The following is a 16,541-nucleotide window of genomic DNA, read 5'->3' as shown; positions in this document are numbered from 1 at the left end:
ACTGCGTAAATGGAGCACGCAGAGCATAAAGAAACCCACGAAAGATCCTCACCAAAAGCCAAACTGCAAAAAGAGCCGCCCCAGGCGGCTCCGTTATACTATAATACTGCCTCTCCCTTCAGGCAGTTCCGCCCCCGTTCCAGGGCGACGATCCCCGTCCGGCACATTTCCAGGATCCCGAAGGGGGTCAGCAGTTCAATGAACGCATCGATCTTGGAGCTTTCCCCGGTCAGCTCGATGCACAGGGCGTCCGTAGCATAATCCACGATCTTGGAGCGGAAAATGTCCACCGCCGCCAGGATCTCCTGCCGGGTCTGGGCGTCATTCCGCACCTTGATGAGCAGCAGCTCCCGGAATACGGTGTCGCTGTGGGGCAGGGCACGCACCTCCGTCACATCGTGGAGCTTCCGCAGCTGCTTGAGGATCTGATCCAGATCATGGGCATCCCCCCGCATGGCAATGGTGATCCGGGACAGGGCAGGGTTTTCCGTTTCTCCCACCGTCAGACTGTCAATGTTGAAGCCCCGCCGGGTGAACATACCGGAAACCCGGGTCAGCACACCGGACTGGTTGGATACCAGTGCTGCGATTACAAATTGTCCCATTATGCCTTCTCCTTTCGGTGATGCTTTTGAGCGGATTCCGGAGCCGCCAGCAGCATGTCCTCCACCCTGCCGCCGGGTGGGAGCATGGGGAACACCATTTGTTCCGGATCCACCGGACACAGGATCAGTACCGGCTTTTTACTGTGTGCCGCCCTGGTCAGCGCCTGATCCAACTGTGCATAGGACTCTGCCCGGAGTCCCACCGCCCCGCATGCCTCCGCCAGTGCCGGATAGTCGATGCTGCACCCCAGATCCGTTGCCGCATACCGGCGCTTGTAGTACAGGGTCTGGCTCTGCCGCACCATGCCCAGGGTGTGATTTTCCAGCAGCAGGATGGTCAGGGGCAGCTTCTGCTCCACTGCCGTTGCCAGCTCGTTGAAATTCATGCGGAAGCTGCCGTCCCCGGTGATGAGGATCGTGGGCTTTCCCGTGCCAATGGCTGCCCCGATGGCAGCACCCATGCCGAAGCCCATGGTGCCCAGACCGCCGCTGGTCAGGAAGGAGCCGGGGGTGCGAAAGGAAAAATGCTGTGCCGTCCACATCTGATGCTCTCCCACGTCCGTGGCAATGTAAGCGTCCCCTGCCCGGTCGCTGAGCATCCGGATGATCCCTGCCGGTTGAAAGCCCTCCTGTGGGGGCATCTGCTCCGGTGGGGGCATCTGCTCCGCCTCCTGCTGCTTCAGCTGCGCCAGCCGCTGCTGCCATGCCGGATGGGACTGTCGGGGGATTCGCTCCAGCAGACGCTCCAGTGCGTCCCGGATGTCCCCCTCGATGCCCAGATACACCGGCATGGTCTTTTCCAGCTCTGCTGCGTCAATGTCGATGTGCAGGATCTTGGCGTCCGGCGCAAAGTTTGCATGCTCCCCCACCGCCCGGTCGCTGAACCGTGCTCCGGCAACCAGGATCAGATCTGCCTCCCGTTGTGCCATGGCGGCGGCGTAATGGCCGTGCAGCCCCTGCATCCCCAGAAACCGGGGATCCTCTCCGGGCATGGCGGACAGCCCCATGAGGGTAGCCCCCACGCCGCAGTCCAGCCGCCGGGCAAGCTCCTGCACCAGAGGCGCTGCCTTTGCCCGGATCACACCGCCCCCGCAGGAAATGTAGGGGCGCTGTGCCGCTGTCAGCTGCCGGGCAGCCTCCTCCAGCTGTTCCGCCGCCGCATGCTTTGTGGGCAGCATGGGCGCCTTCCCGGCAGGCGTGTACTCCCACCGGGTTTTCTGGATGTCGCTAGGAATATCCACCAGCACCGGCCCGGGTCTGCCGGATTTTGCGATGGTGAACGCCTCCCGGAGGGTGTCTGCCAGCCGTCGGATGTCCTTGACCATGAAGTTGTGCTTGGTGATGGGAATGGTGATGCCGGTAATGTCCACCTCCTGGAAGCAGTCCAGACCGATCCGGTCACAGGGCACATTCCCGGTGATTGCCACCATGGGCACCGAGTCCAGGTAAGCGGTGGCGATGCCGGTGACCAGATTGGTGGCGCCGGGGCCGGAGGTGGCGATCACTACCCCGGGCTTTCCCGTTGCCCTGGCGTATCCGTCCGCCGCATGGGCGGCTCCCTGCTCATGGGCGGTGCGGATGTGCCGGATCTGCCGGCGCTTCTGATACAGGGCATCGTACAGGGCAAGCACCTGCCCCCCCGGATAGCCGAATACGGTGTCGCACCCCTGCTCCAGTAAAACCTGTGTGACGATCTGTGCGCCGGTGAGCCGCATGCTGCTCCCTCCTTTCCTGGTTTTTCGCTGTTTCTGCCGGATTCATTATACCATTCCTCCGGCGGAAAGTCAAGGCGGCTGCAGGGGCAGGATTCGTGCAGAATACACCAAAAGATGTGCATAAACTATGAAAATTGTGTTGACATTTATGTGCCAGTATGGTAGAATATACGTGACGGTATAGTGTCACTGCGCCCTGTTCCATATCACAGCACGCCCGGGTCTTCTGACAGCTGAAACAGGGACAGTTCCCGGCAAATTGCATATTATTTTACTAAGAATACCTCGGATGCTGTGCAGGCTGTACGAAGAGGATTCCACAGCCGCCGGGGCGTTCTTGGTTAATCTTAATAAAAAGTCGTGTGGTATTTATGTAAAAAACACGATTGCAAATTTTCTTTGGGAATGCTATAATATTTTATATTAGTGTAGTGTCGCTGCGTTCGGTTTTGAACGGTTAACCCGGTTTGTTTGTTTATTCGCATGCGGTTTTGACGTCCGGTCTTCTGACCGCCGCAGTGGAAAACGGCAGGCAGCCGGATCGGGGCCGGCTGTAACGGGTGTCATTAAATTTGGAGGTGGTTTTAATGCCGAGTTATACTTACACGGCGAAGGATGTCACAGGGAATATCCGGAAAGGTACTCTGAGTGCAGAGGACGAACAGGATTTCCTTGCGAAGATTCATGAAAAGGGACTGTTCCCCACCGAGTACAACGAGGCGGCGGGGTTAAAGCAGTCCACGCACAAGTTTTCGACCAAGGAGCTGGCGTTCAACTGCCGTCAGATGGCGGCAATGCTCACGTCCGGTCTGACCCTGGTCAAGGCGCTGGACATTCTCTGCCGGGAGCAGGAAAAGGAAGCCAGCAAGCTGATCTGGCGTGACATTTACGAGAACGTGCAGAAGGGTGAATCCTTCTCCGCATCCCTGGAAATGCACAGCGGCTCCTTCCCCCAGTTCCTGATCTCCATGGTTGCCGCCGGTGAATCCAGCGGTTCTCTGGATCAGATCATGCAGCGTATGTCCGATCATTACGCAAAGGAAAACAAGATGCACAACACCATCAAGAGCGCCATGATGTATCCGATCATCCTGGTTATCCTCTGTGTAGCGGTTGTCATCGGTCTGTTTACCTTTATTATGCCGACCTTCGCAGGGCTGTTCACCAATGAGGAGGATATGCCTGCATTGACCAGAGTCATGATGAGCATCAGTAACTTCCTGCGTGGGTACTGGTACATACTCATCGGCTTCGTGCTGATCGCCGTGTTCGGCATCCGTTACGCTATGAAGATGCCAAACGTTCGTCTCAAGTGGGACCGGTTCATCATCAAGGGACCCGGCTTCGGCGCCCTGGTGGTCAAGATCTACACCGCCCGCTTCGCAAGAACGCTTTCCTCTCTGTACTCCAGTGGTATTCCCATGGTAGAGTGCCTGGAGCGTTCCTCCGCAATTCTCAACAACAGCTACATCGACGAAAAATTCCGTACAGTCGTGGATGAGGTAAAACAGGGTGAGACCCTTTCCGCTTCCATTCAGAGAACGGAGATCTTCGAGTCCATGTTCTGCTCCATCATCTATGTAGGTGAGGAAGCCGGCGCCCTGGACGACATTCTGGCAAAGACCTCTGACTACTACGACGAAGAAGCGGATTCCGCAGTACAGCGTCTGGTCGGCATGCTGGAGCCGGTCATGATTATCGTACTCGGTATCATGGTTGGTCTGATCGTAGCATCCGTACTTCCCGCACTGTATGACTCCTTTGAGAACATCGAATAACAGAGAGGTGGATAAATAACATGCTTTCATTTGACATTACCGACAGAAACATACGCATCATCAAGGGCGTAGAGAGTAACGGCAAGATCCGGATCAACTCCGCAGCGACCCTGAACCTGGAGGAAGAGATCATCGTCAACGGACACGTCAAGGATGTGCCCCGCCTGGCAACCCTCATCAACCAGGTGCTCAAGACCAACAGAATGGCTGACAAGGAGGCCATCATCAGCATCTCCTCCAACCTGACCATTTTTAAGGAGCTGCATATTCCCAAGGCAAAGGAACAGGATTTTGTCAAGATGGTACGGGCAGAGATGCAGACCCAGCTGGGCATCGATGAATCCTATTCCGTATCCTACGTTATCGTAGGGGAGGAAACCGACGAGAACAACCAGATCGTCCAGAAGGTTCTGGCAACCGCTTGCCCCTACGAGATCATCGACTGCTACAAGCGTGTGTTCTCCATGCTGACCATCAGTCTCCGGTCCGTTATGATCGGCTGCAACTGTATCACCAAGGTGCTGCTGTCCGACGCAAAGATCAAGTCCAAGATGCCCTTGCTGGCAGTACAGATCGACAACAACTTCATCAGCCTGAACCTTTATGAAAAGGGTCAGCTGTCCTTCTCCCGTTTTGCATCCATCTCCGCCGAGGACTACGGCAACTCCGACGACTATGTATTTGAGGCAGTCAACGAGAACATCTTCCGTATGATGCAGTTCCAGAAGTCCAAGAACACGGGCGAGGTTGTGGAAAACGTTGTATTCTACGGCGATACCCACGAGTTTGTTCGTCTGACCAACGCACTGGAGCAGATGGGCGTTCGTACCAGCATCATCACCGTTCCGCCCCAGATTCACGGCTATGAGAATCTGGAATTCTCCTCCTACGCAAACGCCATCGGCGCAATGTTCAAGCGGAACAAGGAAACCGAGCGGATCAACCTGCTGGAAACCGACACCTTCAACAACAACAAGATCAAGTCCGACAAGTCCTACGGTCTGCTGCTGGGCGTTTCCGTTCTGGCAACCGCAGTGGTTATGCTGGGCGCATGGGGCGCACTGAAGATCTACGACAACGGCATCAAGGACGAGATCAAAACCTACCAGGACAAGATCGACAGTCCCGAAACCAAGGCAAAGCTTGCACAGCTGGAGCAGCTCAAGAAGACCGAGGAATCCGTCACCACCCTGTTGAGCGAGATGACCGATGCCAGTGACGCATTCAAGACCCGTCCCTACATCCTCAAGGAAACCTATGACATTGTAGAAAAGGCGGCCAGCGATGTTGCAGATGAGCAAAAGCTTTCCGATCTGAAGATCACCCAGTTTGACTACAGCGCCGGTGTGCTGAACGTGAAGATCGAGGTTGACGCTTCTGAGGATCCGGCACAGAAGTATCCCGCAGCGGTTACCGCCATCCTGGAGAAGGAAACCAAGTTCTACTATGTGGACTATAAGGGCTACCAGGTGAAGGAAGAAACAGATCCGGTGACAGAGGCTGTGACCAAGCGGATCGAGTATACCTTTACAGTTGACATCAAGGGCGACGGCATCAATCTGGACACCGCAGAAACGACAGAGAACACTACAGGAGAGGAAGGTACTGGCAAATGAAGCTGAGTTACAGAGATAGAGTCATTCTGATCGTTGTAGCGATCATTGCGATCATTGCAATTGTGGCGATCGCTCTGATTCGCCCCACAATTAAGAGCATCAACACGGACAATAAGACCCTGGCGACCACCAAGCAGACCTGGACGGAAACCGAGCAGAAGCTGAACCAGATCGAGCCTACCAAGAAGCGCATTACCGAAAAGCGGGACAATGCAGCCAAGCTGGCGGAGTACTTCACACCGGAGACCCTGTTCTCCGAGCAGGATCAGTTCCTGCACAAGGCACTGGATGACAACAACATGCATGTCACCAACCTGACCATGACCGATCCGGAGGCTGCTCCTCTGGATTTCTACTACGGGACCCCCCACGAGCTTTCCTACAATCTGAACCAGCATGCAGACCTGGACGGCTCCATGGCAAAGGCACTGGCTGAGGAGCTGCGGGAATATCTGGTACTGAGCGCACGGACTGCACAGGACGTTGCCACCAGAACCTCCACCATTGAGTGCAGAGCCAAGAAGGAGGATCTGATGAACTTCCTGGCAGAGATCAAGAAAATGGACACCACCGTTCTTGTAGAATCTGTTACCGTCTCTGACTACACCTTCTGCCCCGAGGAGGACGCAGATCCCAACTGGACCGCAGAGGAGCGGGCTGAAAACATAGATCACTCCACCATGACCATTGTGGTGAAGTTCTACTCTGTTCCGGTTCCCACCGCTGCTGATCTGGGCGAGTAAGCATACGAACGAATAAGCGAACGATTGAAAGGCGGTTTTGCTTATGAACGATCATGAAAAGAAAGGAAAAGTCGGTGGCTCCGTCCTGTTTACCGTCATCGTAGTTATGATGGTGCTGGTGGTGTTCCTGATGGGAACACTGGGGCTTGCATCCGCTGCCAATAAGCGGGCGCAGAACTCCTACACCAGTTCCCAGGCACAGTACACCGCCCGGATGGCGGTGGAAAGCGTGCTTGCAGCCATGCAGAATGACGCAGACGTGGCAGAGCGGGTTTATAAGCTGCGAGCCAACACCCCGATCAACGTGGATATTTCCACTGACCGGCTGGCAACGGCAGGTACCACCGGCGATGCCTATGGTCGAATCCAATCCTGTACCATTGAAAACATCGGGAAGGATTACTACTATGTAGACAACAAGTGGGATGGCCGTGACATCATCAAGATCACTGCCACCGTCCAGCTGGGTACCCAGGACAGCACCGTTTCCGCATACATCCTGAAAAAGGAAAAGGACAGCGTTGTCAACAACACGCCCTCCGGCGGCGGCGGCGGTCTGGTAACAGCGGGCGATGCCACCTTCGGCACCAAGGTTTCCGTATTCGGCGGCGCAGGTATCAACCTGGGCAACCGTTGGAGAAACCTGGATCCTGCGGATGCACTCCGGGGATATTCCTTTGATGGATCCGCCAACTTCTCCTCACAGGATACCACAAGCCTGCAATGGGAGGCACCCTATGTTGTAAATGGTTCCTTTACCGCTGACGGTTCCGGCGCAGCACTGGTATTCCCGAAGCTTGGCTCCGGCTTTACCTTCTGGGGAAATTTCAATTTCAACAACCAGATTGCCATTACTTCCGGCAACCCGGCGGTGCTGAATGCGGGCTCAAGTGCCGCACTCAACTACACAGATATCCCCTACATTTATGTAGAAAAGACACTGTCGATCACAAATGGTGCCAAGGGCGTCAATGTGAACCATCAGATTCCGCTGAATATTCTCTGCGGAAATACCTGTATCATCACGACTGACCCGATCTATGCAAATCTGTACATGATGAACGACAATACACCGGATTCCGAAAAGGTGGAAAAACAGGTGTACTGGCCGGAATTCAAGATCGAGAAGTATGCGAATTACATCAACTTTAACCAAGGCTCCCTGCTTTCCAACTGGACCTACCAGCTCATCAACGGGGTGGATAATCCCACGGAGCATGTAGGTGGTTCCATCTATGCGCAGGATGATCTTTGCATCGACGCTGACAACAATAGGGGCGTTGTGGAGGGAAGCCTGGTGGTAGATGACGATCTGCTGATCAGCACCCAGGAATTCGTTGTAGAAGGCGACCTGGTTGTAAAGGGCAGCCTCAAGATCACCAACGGCAGAGTCAAGGTAGGAGGAAAGTTCTACCACGACGATCAGGCTGGGGATGATTACACCGACAAAGTGTTTGATTCCACCGGCGCAACAGCTCTGACCCCGGATGCTTACGATTCTAACCTTGGTTACCCCTACTATATGGATCGGGAATACGTTCTGGGTCTGACAGACGAAACCTACACCGGAAAGGACGCCAGCGGCAAGAATGTGACACTGGCACGCCAGTTTGTTAACACCCTGCAGGACACCATGTCCACCGCAATGGATCCTTATAAGAATGCATACTACGGTCTGCCTACCACCGCTTACGGCGGTAAGGTGGATAGCTGGTGGCAGAGATACAGCGTGGATCCCACCAGTGCAGCCGGTATGGACGTGCGGGCATACGAGCCCAACGATGCAGTGAACACACCCAACGGCAAGGAGATCGTCATTGCCAACACCGAGATCGCAGTGCTGCGCCCCGGCAACTATGACGGCGTGAATATCCGTGTCGTTCCGGACGATTCTCATCCCTCCATCTGGTTGATTGTGGACGACAACGTTTCTTTCGGCAATATGAACGGCTACCGCGGCTTCATTTTTGAGGATTGCGGCGCTACCGTGGCGGAAATCACCAACGGCACAGACGTGAAGCTGAACAAGGACGGCAACCCGGCATACCAGGTTGTCTCCACCGGCACCTATGCGGATTATGTGAAGAAGGACGTGGCAGACGCCAACGGCGAGTTCCAGGGCAAGTACAGCCTGAACATGCTGCTGCGTGGTTCTGTCAGAATGAACAAGGCTGGTTTGATGACCCGTCATTATGTTTCTCTGGCGGAAACCGGAACAAACTTCCAGATCTACAATGCATATGGCAAGCCGGACACAGGCATCTACAAGGCAGAGCGTCCCAACGTATATGTATACTCCGCAAACTACAACGGGTGCGACCTGAGCAAGGATCCCACTGACCCGGACGTAAAGGATACTCTGGATAAGATCGAGGCGCAGACCGGTTACCGGCCCACTACCAAGAACTCCTGTCCGTATCTGAACGTGACCACCAAGGACGGCTACAACATGCCGAAGGTGAACTTTGAAGCCAGCGCAGCATTCCTGTCTGCATACTTCATGGCACCGTTCCTGGATATTGATGCGAAAAAGGTTGACAAGACCTTTGGCTCCTGTACCGTATACTACAACGGACATCAGGTCAAGTCCAATGCCATCGGCATCATTGGCACGATGATCGGCAACGGCGTCAATGCCGGTTCCGACGGAGCATGGGTATCCCTGTACTATCCCTCCTACATTCCGCCGGTAACGCCGCCGGATGCACCGGAGGATGAAACCTACATGAACAGCTGGGCTTTGATCCAGTTCGAGAATTATTAAGGAGGTGGCAGCATGAAACGTTTTTTGCGAAAAAAACCGAAGAAAACCGCAAAGGGCATGACCCTGATCGAGTGTATCATTGCCCTGTGTGTATTCAGCATTGCTGCTGCCGTTATGGTTGAAACCGGCATCGTCGTGAACCGCACCCTGCAGGAAACCACCCATCTGAACAGGAAGGTGTCTGCCCAGTCCCCCAAGGCGGAGACACAGAATGTGTCCTCCGCCACCCAGGAGGGCTTCAGCGTAAATGTGCCTGCCGGAGCGGCCAAGAACTTTACCCGTGTGGTACTGGAGGTGGAGGGCACCTTCTCTCCGGTTTCCATTCTGGTGGATACCTACAACACAGCGGATTCCTCCGATCCGGATACCGCCATGGATGCGGATCTCCATTTTGTGGATGTGGACACGGAAACCTATGGTACCGACAGAAATGGCGGGCCGCTGAAATTTGAGGAGGAGATCGAAACTCCTACAGAGGGTGAGGGCGAAACGCCATGACGCAGAGCCGCAGCAAGCAGGAGGTGGAATCCATGAAGCAGAAACAGTTAAAGGGCTTTACCCTGGTTGAGCTGGTTGTCGTAATGGCGATCTTCTCTATGATCATGTTCGGTGCCATGCAGCTGATGGATCCGGTTTCCAAGATTTTTCAGCGCACCAGCAACTATGAAACCAGTGCCGCTACGGTTGACAACGTAAAACGTTACATTGAGGGAAGCATTCGCTATGCGGACTTCATCAACGTGTACGAGGGCAGCTATATGCAGTATGACCCTACCTCCGGCGATGTTGCCATCACCGAGGAACAGGCCATTGACGAATTTATGAAGCGGTATCTGGACGGCGCATGCGGTGTGGTTGACAAGAAGGCACGGCCGGTAACTGCGCAATACCTGAATTATGACGTGTATGTCATGGAGATCGACAACACCATCTACAGCACGTCCGGCACGGAGATCACTGACACCTCTGTGGGCGGGATCGATGCGAACAGAGGCAGAGGGCGGATCACACAGCGGATCTACTCCGTCAACAGCCATGCAGCAGGGGGCGTATACCCCAAGACCCTGACTTCCAGCGGTCTTGCCATCAATGAGACCTATTTCCGTGACACCGCCATTGACGTGCAGCTGGGTCTGACCGACGCAGACACCGTTTCCATGGCGAACTTCACCATGCGGATTACCAACTACCGGGATGTTGCCAAGTCCGGTGGCGTGCGTACCTTCTCCGAAACCGCAACGGAGACCAACGCAGCCATGAGCCTGGTCAACGTAGCCAGCAATGCAGGCACCAACTACTATGCCTTTGATGATGCGGGTAACGTAACCGTCAGAACCCGGGGCACAGATGTATTCACCTGCAAGCGCACCGGCAGCAAGGAGCATATCTTTATCATCTATGCATTTGAGCATCAACGGTAAAAAATAAGCGGCAGTCGGAACGATTGCTCCGGCTGCCGCCTTTGTGCGAAATTACTCAAGAATCATATGATTGATGTACCAGGCAACAATCTGATTGCCGAACAGGGTGCCGATCACAAGACCGATGGAAAGGAAGGGGCCAAAGGCGAATTTCGATTCACCGGTGATCTTCTTATAAGCAAGGCCGCAGACCGCAGCAAGAAAAATGCCGATCAGTGCAGCCACCGCAGCCACCTTGGGGCCAACCAGAAGTCCGCTGGCAGCCATCAGCAGGGTATCACCCAGCTCGATGCCCCGGACTTTCTCCCCGGTGCGTCGCTTGATGACCGCACCGCTGATCTCCCCGATCAGGAAAAAGGGCACGCTGACGCAGACAGCGCCAATGAGCCGCTGGGGGATGGTGAGGGTATCCGTCAGAAGCGCCGAAGGGATCGCCAGCAGCGCAATGCACAGCAGGATCCGCAGGTCGATCTCCAGGGTGTTCCAGTCCATGAATCCTACCACGATCAGCAGGGAGAAGAACAGACAGCAGATGATGCCGTTGGCGTTCAGATCCAGTACCAGCAGGGCTACTATATATAGGATGCCGTTGAGTGCCTCTACAATGGGGTACTGGGGAGAGATTCTGGCGCCGCAGTTGTGGCATTTGCCCCGCAGAAACAGCCAGCTGAACACCGGGATCAGATCCCGTTTCCGGATCTTCGCCTGACAGGTCATACAGTGGGATGACCGCTTAATGAGGGATTCGTTGTTGGGCAGCCGGTAGATCAGCACATTCAGAAAGCTGCCGATGCAGATGCCGTAAAGAAAGACAATGGGGAAAAACAGCAGATAGAATTGCCAGTCCATGAATTCGCCGCCAATGGTGCGGGAGAGTATGGGTAACATGATGATTCCTCCTTGATGATGATGATGTCCCTCCGGACACATTACTGTTATTCTAGCATAAATTCAGAGTAAATACAAGGGTGTGCCGCAAGAACGGCACTGCCCGAGAAAACAAATATATATTGGAGGTTTGGGTAATGAGAAATATCCGTATCGGCGATTACCTGGTTGAGCAGGGACTGATTACACAGGAACAGCTTGAGAAGGTACTGGAGGCACAGAGAGAAGCGCAGGGCACCAAGCGGTTCGGCGACGTGATCGTGGAACTGGGCTTCCTTTCTGAAACAAAGTTTACACAGGCACTTGCCGGCAAGCTGAAGGTGGCGTATGTGGATCTGTCCACCGTGGACATCGACGAAGAAGCCGTTCGGAAGGTGCCGGAGGCGCTGGCGCTGAAGCATACGGTCATCGCCATCAACATTCAGGGTCGCCGTCTGACCGTTGCCACGGACGATCCCATCAACTTCAACATTCTGGAGGATATCAAGGTTTCCACCGGTATGGATACAGTTCCGGTGCTGGCAACCAAGACTGCCATCAAGAAAATGATCGGTAAGCACTACTCCATGCAGAACGTGGACAGCGTGCTGGAGGGCGTAAGCGCTCTGAATCCAGTAGAGGATGAGGACGATGACGGCTCCAAGGATCGTGTAGACAGCGCCCCCATCGTAAAGCTGGCTACCACCATCGTAGAAAACTCCTTCCGTGCGGATGCAACGGATATCCATATCGAGCCCTTCAAGACCTACACCCGGATCCGGATCCGGGTCAACGGAGATCTGGTAGAGCTGATGAACGTTGCAAATCAGGTACATAACTCCCTGACCACCCGTCTGAAGCTGATATCCGGCATGAACATTGCCGAGAAGCGTGTGCCCCAGGACGGTCGTTTCACACAGGTCGTAGACGGCACCACCCTGGACGTCCGTGTATCTTCCCTGCCGACCGTAAACGGCGAGAAGATCGTTATCCGTATTCTTTCCACCGGTCAGATTGCCCTGCGGAAGATTACCGATCTGGGTATGTCCGACTACAACTACCGCATGTTCGAGAGCATGATCAAGTGTCCCCACGGGGTTATGCTGGTAACAGGGCCTACCGGTTCCGGTAAGACCACTACCCTGTATGCCGCCCTGGGTGAGCTTGCAAAGCCCAACGTAAACGTCATCACCGTTGAGGACCCGGTCGAGAAGCAGATCGACGGCATCAACCAGGTTCAGGTAAACACCAAGGCGGGCATGACCTTTGCCGCTGCCCTCCGTTCCATCCTCCGTCAGGACCCGGATATCGTTATGATCGGTGAGATGCGTGACTCGGAAACCGCAGAAATCGGTATCCGTGCCGCTATCACAGGTCACTTGGTGCTTTCCACCCTGCATACCAACGACGCAGCGTCCACCATCGTCCGTCTGGTAGATATGGGAATTCCGCCCTACATGGTAGCGTCCTCTCTGATCGGCGTTATCGCACAGCGTCTGGTTAAGGTGCTGTGCCCCAAGTGCAAGACCGCCCGGATGTCCACGCCGGATGAGAACAAGCTGATGAAGCTGGATCATTCCGTGCCCATCTACGAAGCTCGGGGCTGCCCGGAATGCAACAATACCGGCTACAAGGGCAGAACCGCAATTCACGAGATCATCCACTGCTCTGCCGGCATTTCCACCCTCATTGCGGACAATGCCAGCAAGGAGGAACTGGAAATCTGCGCAAAGAAGAACGGTACAAAGTTGCTGCGTGAGAACGTATCCGAGCTTGTACAGCAGGGCGTAACGTCCATCGACGAGCTGGTTCGTGTAACCTATGCAGTATAAAGACAGGAGGACAACACTATGGCAATTCTCATCAACAAAATCTTGGACGAAGTGCGTGTGCTGGGCTGCTCCGACTTGCATTTCACCAACGGCATTAACCCTGTCGTTCGTCTGAATGGTCAGCTGCGGAAAATGAGCGGCTACGAGGAGATGAACGAAGAAGGTATTCTGGAAATCGTGGAGCAGATGACCAACGAGCAGCAGCGCCGGAGCATCGCACAGCATAAGGACACAGACTTTTCCTTTACCACAAGAAGCGGATACCGGCACCGTGTCAACGTGTTCTTCCAGCGTGGCTTTACCGCCATCGCCATCCGTCTGCTGCGCAACGACATCCCCACCCTGGAGGATCTGTTCCTGCCCCCGATCCTGGGCGAGTTTGCAATGCGCCCCAGAGGGCTTGTGCTGGTAACCGGCCCTACCGGTTCCGGTAAGTCCACCACCCTGGCAGGTATGATCGACTACATCAACGTGAGCCGCAGCGCCCATGTTATCACCATCGAGGACCCCATCGAGTATGTACACGAGCATAAGCGCTGCATGGTGAACCAGAGAGAGGTGGGCATGGACGTGCCCGACTTCGCAAGCGCCCTCCGTGCCGCCCTCCGTGAGGACCCGGACGTAATCCTCGTGGGAGAAATGCGTGACTTTGAAACCGTTTCCGCTGCCGTAACCGCCGCCGAAACCGGTCACCTTGTGCTCTCCACCCTGCATACTACCTCTGCGCCGGATACCATCAACCGTATCATCGACGTGTACCCGGAGCATCAGCAGGTACAGATCCGTACCCAGCTTGCAAACACCCTGGTGGGCGTTATCTCCCAGACCCTGCTGCCCAAGAGGGACGGCAGCGGCAGAATCGCCGCCATGGAGATCCTGAACGTAACCGACGCCTGCGCCGCTATGATCCGTGACAATAAGGTGCATCTGATCCAGTCTGCCATCCAGACCGGTAAGCAGAACGGCATGATGTGTCTGGACCAGGAGCTGGCACGCATGGCAAAGCAGGGCATCGTCTACGAGGCGGACGCACTGGAGCGTTGTCAGGATAAGGCAGAGTTCTATCGCTATTTTAACGCAATGTAACACCGAGTTCATATTTTACGGACTGTCAACGGCAAAATTCGGCAGAAATAGTGCGCAATTTGTGCAAATTCGCTTAGAGCATTGTGCAAAACGGCAAAAATGGTACTTAAAAAAAGCATCCAAAAGCCGATTGTGTCAAACTTTATTAACACTTCGTCTAAAATACTGAAATCTATTGACATCCTTTTTGAAACATGATATACTAAGACCATAGAGAAAAGGGGTACAGCAAAGACGTCGGCTGCATACTCTGCACTCTGCAACGAGGGGCCGTTAAGAGCGGTTCAAAAATTGATCTTATTGAGGAGGTTTTTCTTATGAAAACAACAAAGGCAAAAGGCTTTACACTGATCGAATTGATCGTCGTAATTGCAATCATCGGCGTACTGGCAGCAATCCTGGTTCCCACCATGCTGGGCTATGTAACCAAGTCCCGCTGCTCTTCCGCAAACGCAAACGCAAAGTCCTTCTACAATGCAATCAACTCTGCACTGGTAGATCTGGACTCCGAGGGCGTGGACACCGCCAGCTTTAACGGTGATACCACAGCTTTGACCGGTGATCTCCAGACCAAGGTTACAAACTACTTCGCTGACTACACCAAGCTGACCAGCTATTCTGCTCGTATTGCAAACGGCACCTGCACAGCTGTTGTAATTCAGAATGGTGCTTACTATGGTTCTTATCCGAGACCTACTACTGTGGATGCGCCGGCAGCAGGTGCTACTAATGTTTCCACGCAGTGCAAGACTCAGCCGGATCTGGCAGCGGCTGGCGGCTAATACATAACTTGTAATTGGCTTGACGAAACATCGCCCCTCCTTCGGGAGGGGCTTTTCGTTTGCCCGCCGGCGAACAAACGTTCTTTTATAAACGAACATATGTTCGCAAGAGAACGTTTGTTCTTGCAGGTGACGAACGTACGTTCTCGCAGGTAACGAACGTATGTTCTTGCATATAAAGAATGTTTGTTCGATACAACACCGAACATTTGTTCGGAAACCGGACAGCCTGAAACAGAAACATATGTTCGGGCATAAAGAACATACGTTCTGAATCCAAAGCGAACATTTGTTCCGAACGTATGTTCCGGCTATACACCGCAATACGAACATACGTTCTGTACGCTCTGAACGATGCACCTTGCTTCCCCCGTATGCTTTTTGTCAAAATCGCCAAGAATCCGGCGGAATCTTTGGCTCTCTGCCCCCCGTTTTTTTGTGAAATTTCTATTGACTTTCCGTGTATGAAATGGTACAATGTAAGTGGATAAATGGCAGCATTGCTGCATGAACTGGAGGGATCAATTCCATGAAACAGCACAAGGTCAAGGGCTTTACTCTGATCGAATTGATGGTCGTAATCGGCATTATCGGTGTGCTCAGTGCGGTTCTGATACCGTCTATGAACGCTTATTATACCCGTTCCCGCATCAAAACCACCAACTCCAATGCGAGGGTTCTGTTCAATGCGGCACAGACTGCCGCCCAGGAGTTCCAGTTTCGGGAGCGCTCCATCAGCGATCATTCCTTCAACTCCACCGGCGACGGTGTGGTTGTGATCCGTGCGGATCGGGGACAGGTCGTCAGCGTCAATGACACAGCAATTGGATCCATAGGTGCTGTGTCGGATCCGTCGGATCCTTCCGTGGAGTTGATCTCCGCCGCAGACCGGCAGGCAGCATACACGAATTTTGTGCGCCGGATCGCCAACACATTCAGTGACAGCAGAGAAACCTGCTGGGTGGTTTACGTGGACAATTACATCGTGCGTTCTGCGATTTGCGCCCGCACGGATTCTGACCGGTATCTGGGCGCATACCCCAACCCCACCGATGATAAATCCGACAACACCATTTCCGGTCTGAACCGGGCAACGATTCTTTCCGATTTTGTAGAGCCATACTGGGGCAGCGGATCTTGATTTCCAAGCTAAAAAGGCGGCTTCGGTCGCCTTTTTTCCTGTTGCTATTCCCTAGGATGAGCGACCGCACGGAGTTCGTTCGGATCCTGCAAGACTCACAATTTACATACGTTTCCGTAGCTCAGCTGGATAGAGCGACCGCCTCCTAAGCGGTAGGTCGGGTGTTCGAATCACCTCGGGAACGCCACAAA

The 16,541-nt window shown here is 54.2% G+C and carries 13 protein-coding genes and 1 tRNA gene; 11 read left to right on the top strand and 3 right to left on the bottom strand.

What is annotated here, in order from left to right:
- Positions 1-98: 98 nt before the first annotated feature.
- Together ilvN and ilvB are read right to left on the bottom strand one after the other, a co-directional pair.
- Entirely contained in the window at positions 99-605 is a 507-nt protein-coding gene (gene ilvN, locus QVO51_RS01840; protein ID WP_022356996.1) for an acetolactate synthase small subunit, read from the bottom strand.
- Positions 605-2,320: a biosynthetic-type acetolactate synthase large subunit gene (ilvB, locus tag QVO51_RS01835; RefSeq protein ID WP_022356995.1), complete on the bottom strand. Its 1,716-nt coding sequence runs from the start codon at positions 2,318-2,320 to the stop codon at positions 605-607. The genes ilvN and ilvB overlap by 1 nt, the downstream gene beginning before the upstream one ends.
- Positions 2,321-2,907: 587 nt before the next feature.
- On the opposite strand from ilvB, the gene QVO51_RS01830 reads away from it, so the two are divergent.
- Genes QVO51_RS01830 through QVO51_RS01805 form a run of 6 tightly spaced genes read left to right on the top strand, consistent with a single transcriptional unit; the run spans position 2,908 to position 10,642 of the window.
- Positions 2,908-4,098: a type II secretion system F family protein gene (locus tag QVO51_RS01830; protein WP_022356994.1), complete on the top strand. Its 1,191-nt coding sequence runs from the start codon at positions 2,908-2,910 to the stop codon at positions 4,096-4,098.
- A 20-nt stretch (positions 4,099-4,118) separates the two neighbouring features.
- Complete coding sequence (pilM, locus tag QVO51_RS01825; RefSeq protein WP_022356993.1) at positions 4,119-5,714, top strand: pilus assembly protein PilM; 1,596 nt, start codon at positions 4,119-4,121, stop codon at positions 5,712-5,714.
- Positions 5,711-6,457: a general secretion pathway protein GspM gene (locus QVO51_RS01820; RefSeq protein ID WP_022356992.1), complete on the top strand. Its 747-nt coding sequence runs from the start codon at positions 5,711-5,713 to the stop codon at positions 6,455-6,457. The genes pilM and QVO51_RS01820 overlap by 4 nt, the downstream gene beginning before the upstream one ends.
- A gap of 43 nt (positions 6,458-6,500) precedes the next feature.
- On the top strand, positions 6,501-9,221 hold the full coding sequence (locus tag QVO51_RS01815; RefSeq protein ID WP_022356991.1) for a hypothetical protein: 2,721 nt from the start codon (positions 6,501-6,503) through the stop codon (positions 9,219-9,221).
- Positions 9,222-9,233: 12 nt separating this feature from the next.
- Entirely contained in the window at positions 9,234-9,719 is a 486-nt protein-coding gene (locus QVO51_RS01810; RefSeq protein WP_022356990.1) for a prepilin-type N-terminal cleavage/methylation domain-containing protein, read from the top strand.
- A gap of 32 nt (positions 9,720-9,751) precedes the next feature.
- Positions 9,752-10,642, top strand: coding sequence for a PulJ/GspJ family protein (locus QVO51_RS01805; RefSeq protein WP_276745877.1), 891 nt, complete (start codon positions 9,752-9,754; stop codon positions 10,640-10,642).
- Positions 10,643-10,693: 51 nt separating this feature from the next.
- On the opposite strand, the gene QVO51_RS01800 is transcribed toward QVO51_RS01805, so the two are convergent.
- Entirely contained in the window at positions 10,694-11,530 is an 837-nt protein-coding gene (locus QVO51_RS01800; protein WP_022356988.1) for a prepilin peptidase, read from the bottom strand.
- Between the two features lie 137 nt (positions 11,531-11,667).
- Between QVO51_RS01800 and QVO51_RS01795 the strand changes: the two genes are divergently transcribed.
- From QVO51_RS01795 to QVO51_RS01775, 5 genes are all read left to right on the top strand, one after another.
- Positions 11,668-13,341: a GspE/PulE family protein gene (locus tag QVO51_RS01795; protein WP_022356987.1), complete on the top strand. Its 1,674-nt coding sequence runs from the start codon at positions 11,668-11,670 to the stop codon at positions 13,339-13,341.
- Between the two features lie 18 nt (positions 13,342-13,359).
- Positions 13,360-14,427, top strand: a complete 1,068-nt coding sequence (locus QVO51_RS01790; protein ID WP_015557506.1) for a type IV pilus twitching motility protein PilT — start codon at positions 13,360-13,362, stop codon at positions 14,425-14,427.
- A gap of 317 nt (positions 14,428-14,744) precedes the next feature.
- Positions 14,745-15,209: a type II secretion system protein gene (locus QVO51_RS01785; protein WP_022356986.1), complete on the top strand. Its 465-nt coding sequence runs from the start codon at positions 14,745-14,747 to the stop codon at positions 15,207-15,209.
- Positions 15,210-15,738: 529 nt separating this feature from the next.
- Positions 15,739-16,350, top strand: coding sequence for a prepilin-type N-terminal cleavage/methylation domain-containing protein (locus QVO51_RS01780; protein ID WP_022356985.1), 612 nt, complete (start codon positions 15,739-15,741; stop codon positions 16,348-16,350).
- Between the two features lie 110 nt (positions 16,351-16,460).
- Positions 16,461-16,537: transfer RNA gene (locus tag QVO51_RS01775), tRNA-Arg, on the top strand.
- Positions 16,538-16,541: the final 4 nt, after the last annotated feature.

This window comes from Ruminococcus sp. CAG:379, from assembly GCF_000434255.1.
In the GTDB taxonomy this organism is placed as follows: Bacteria; Bacillota; Clostridia; order Oscillospirales; family Ruminococcaceae; genus Ruminococcus_F; species Ruminococcus_F champanellensis.
Note: the sequence above shows the minus strand (reverse complement) of the source record. Positions and strands in the feature narration are given on the sequence as shown.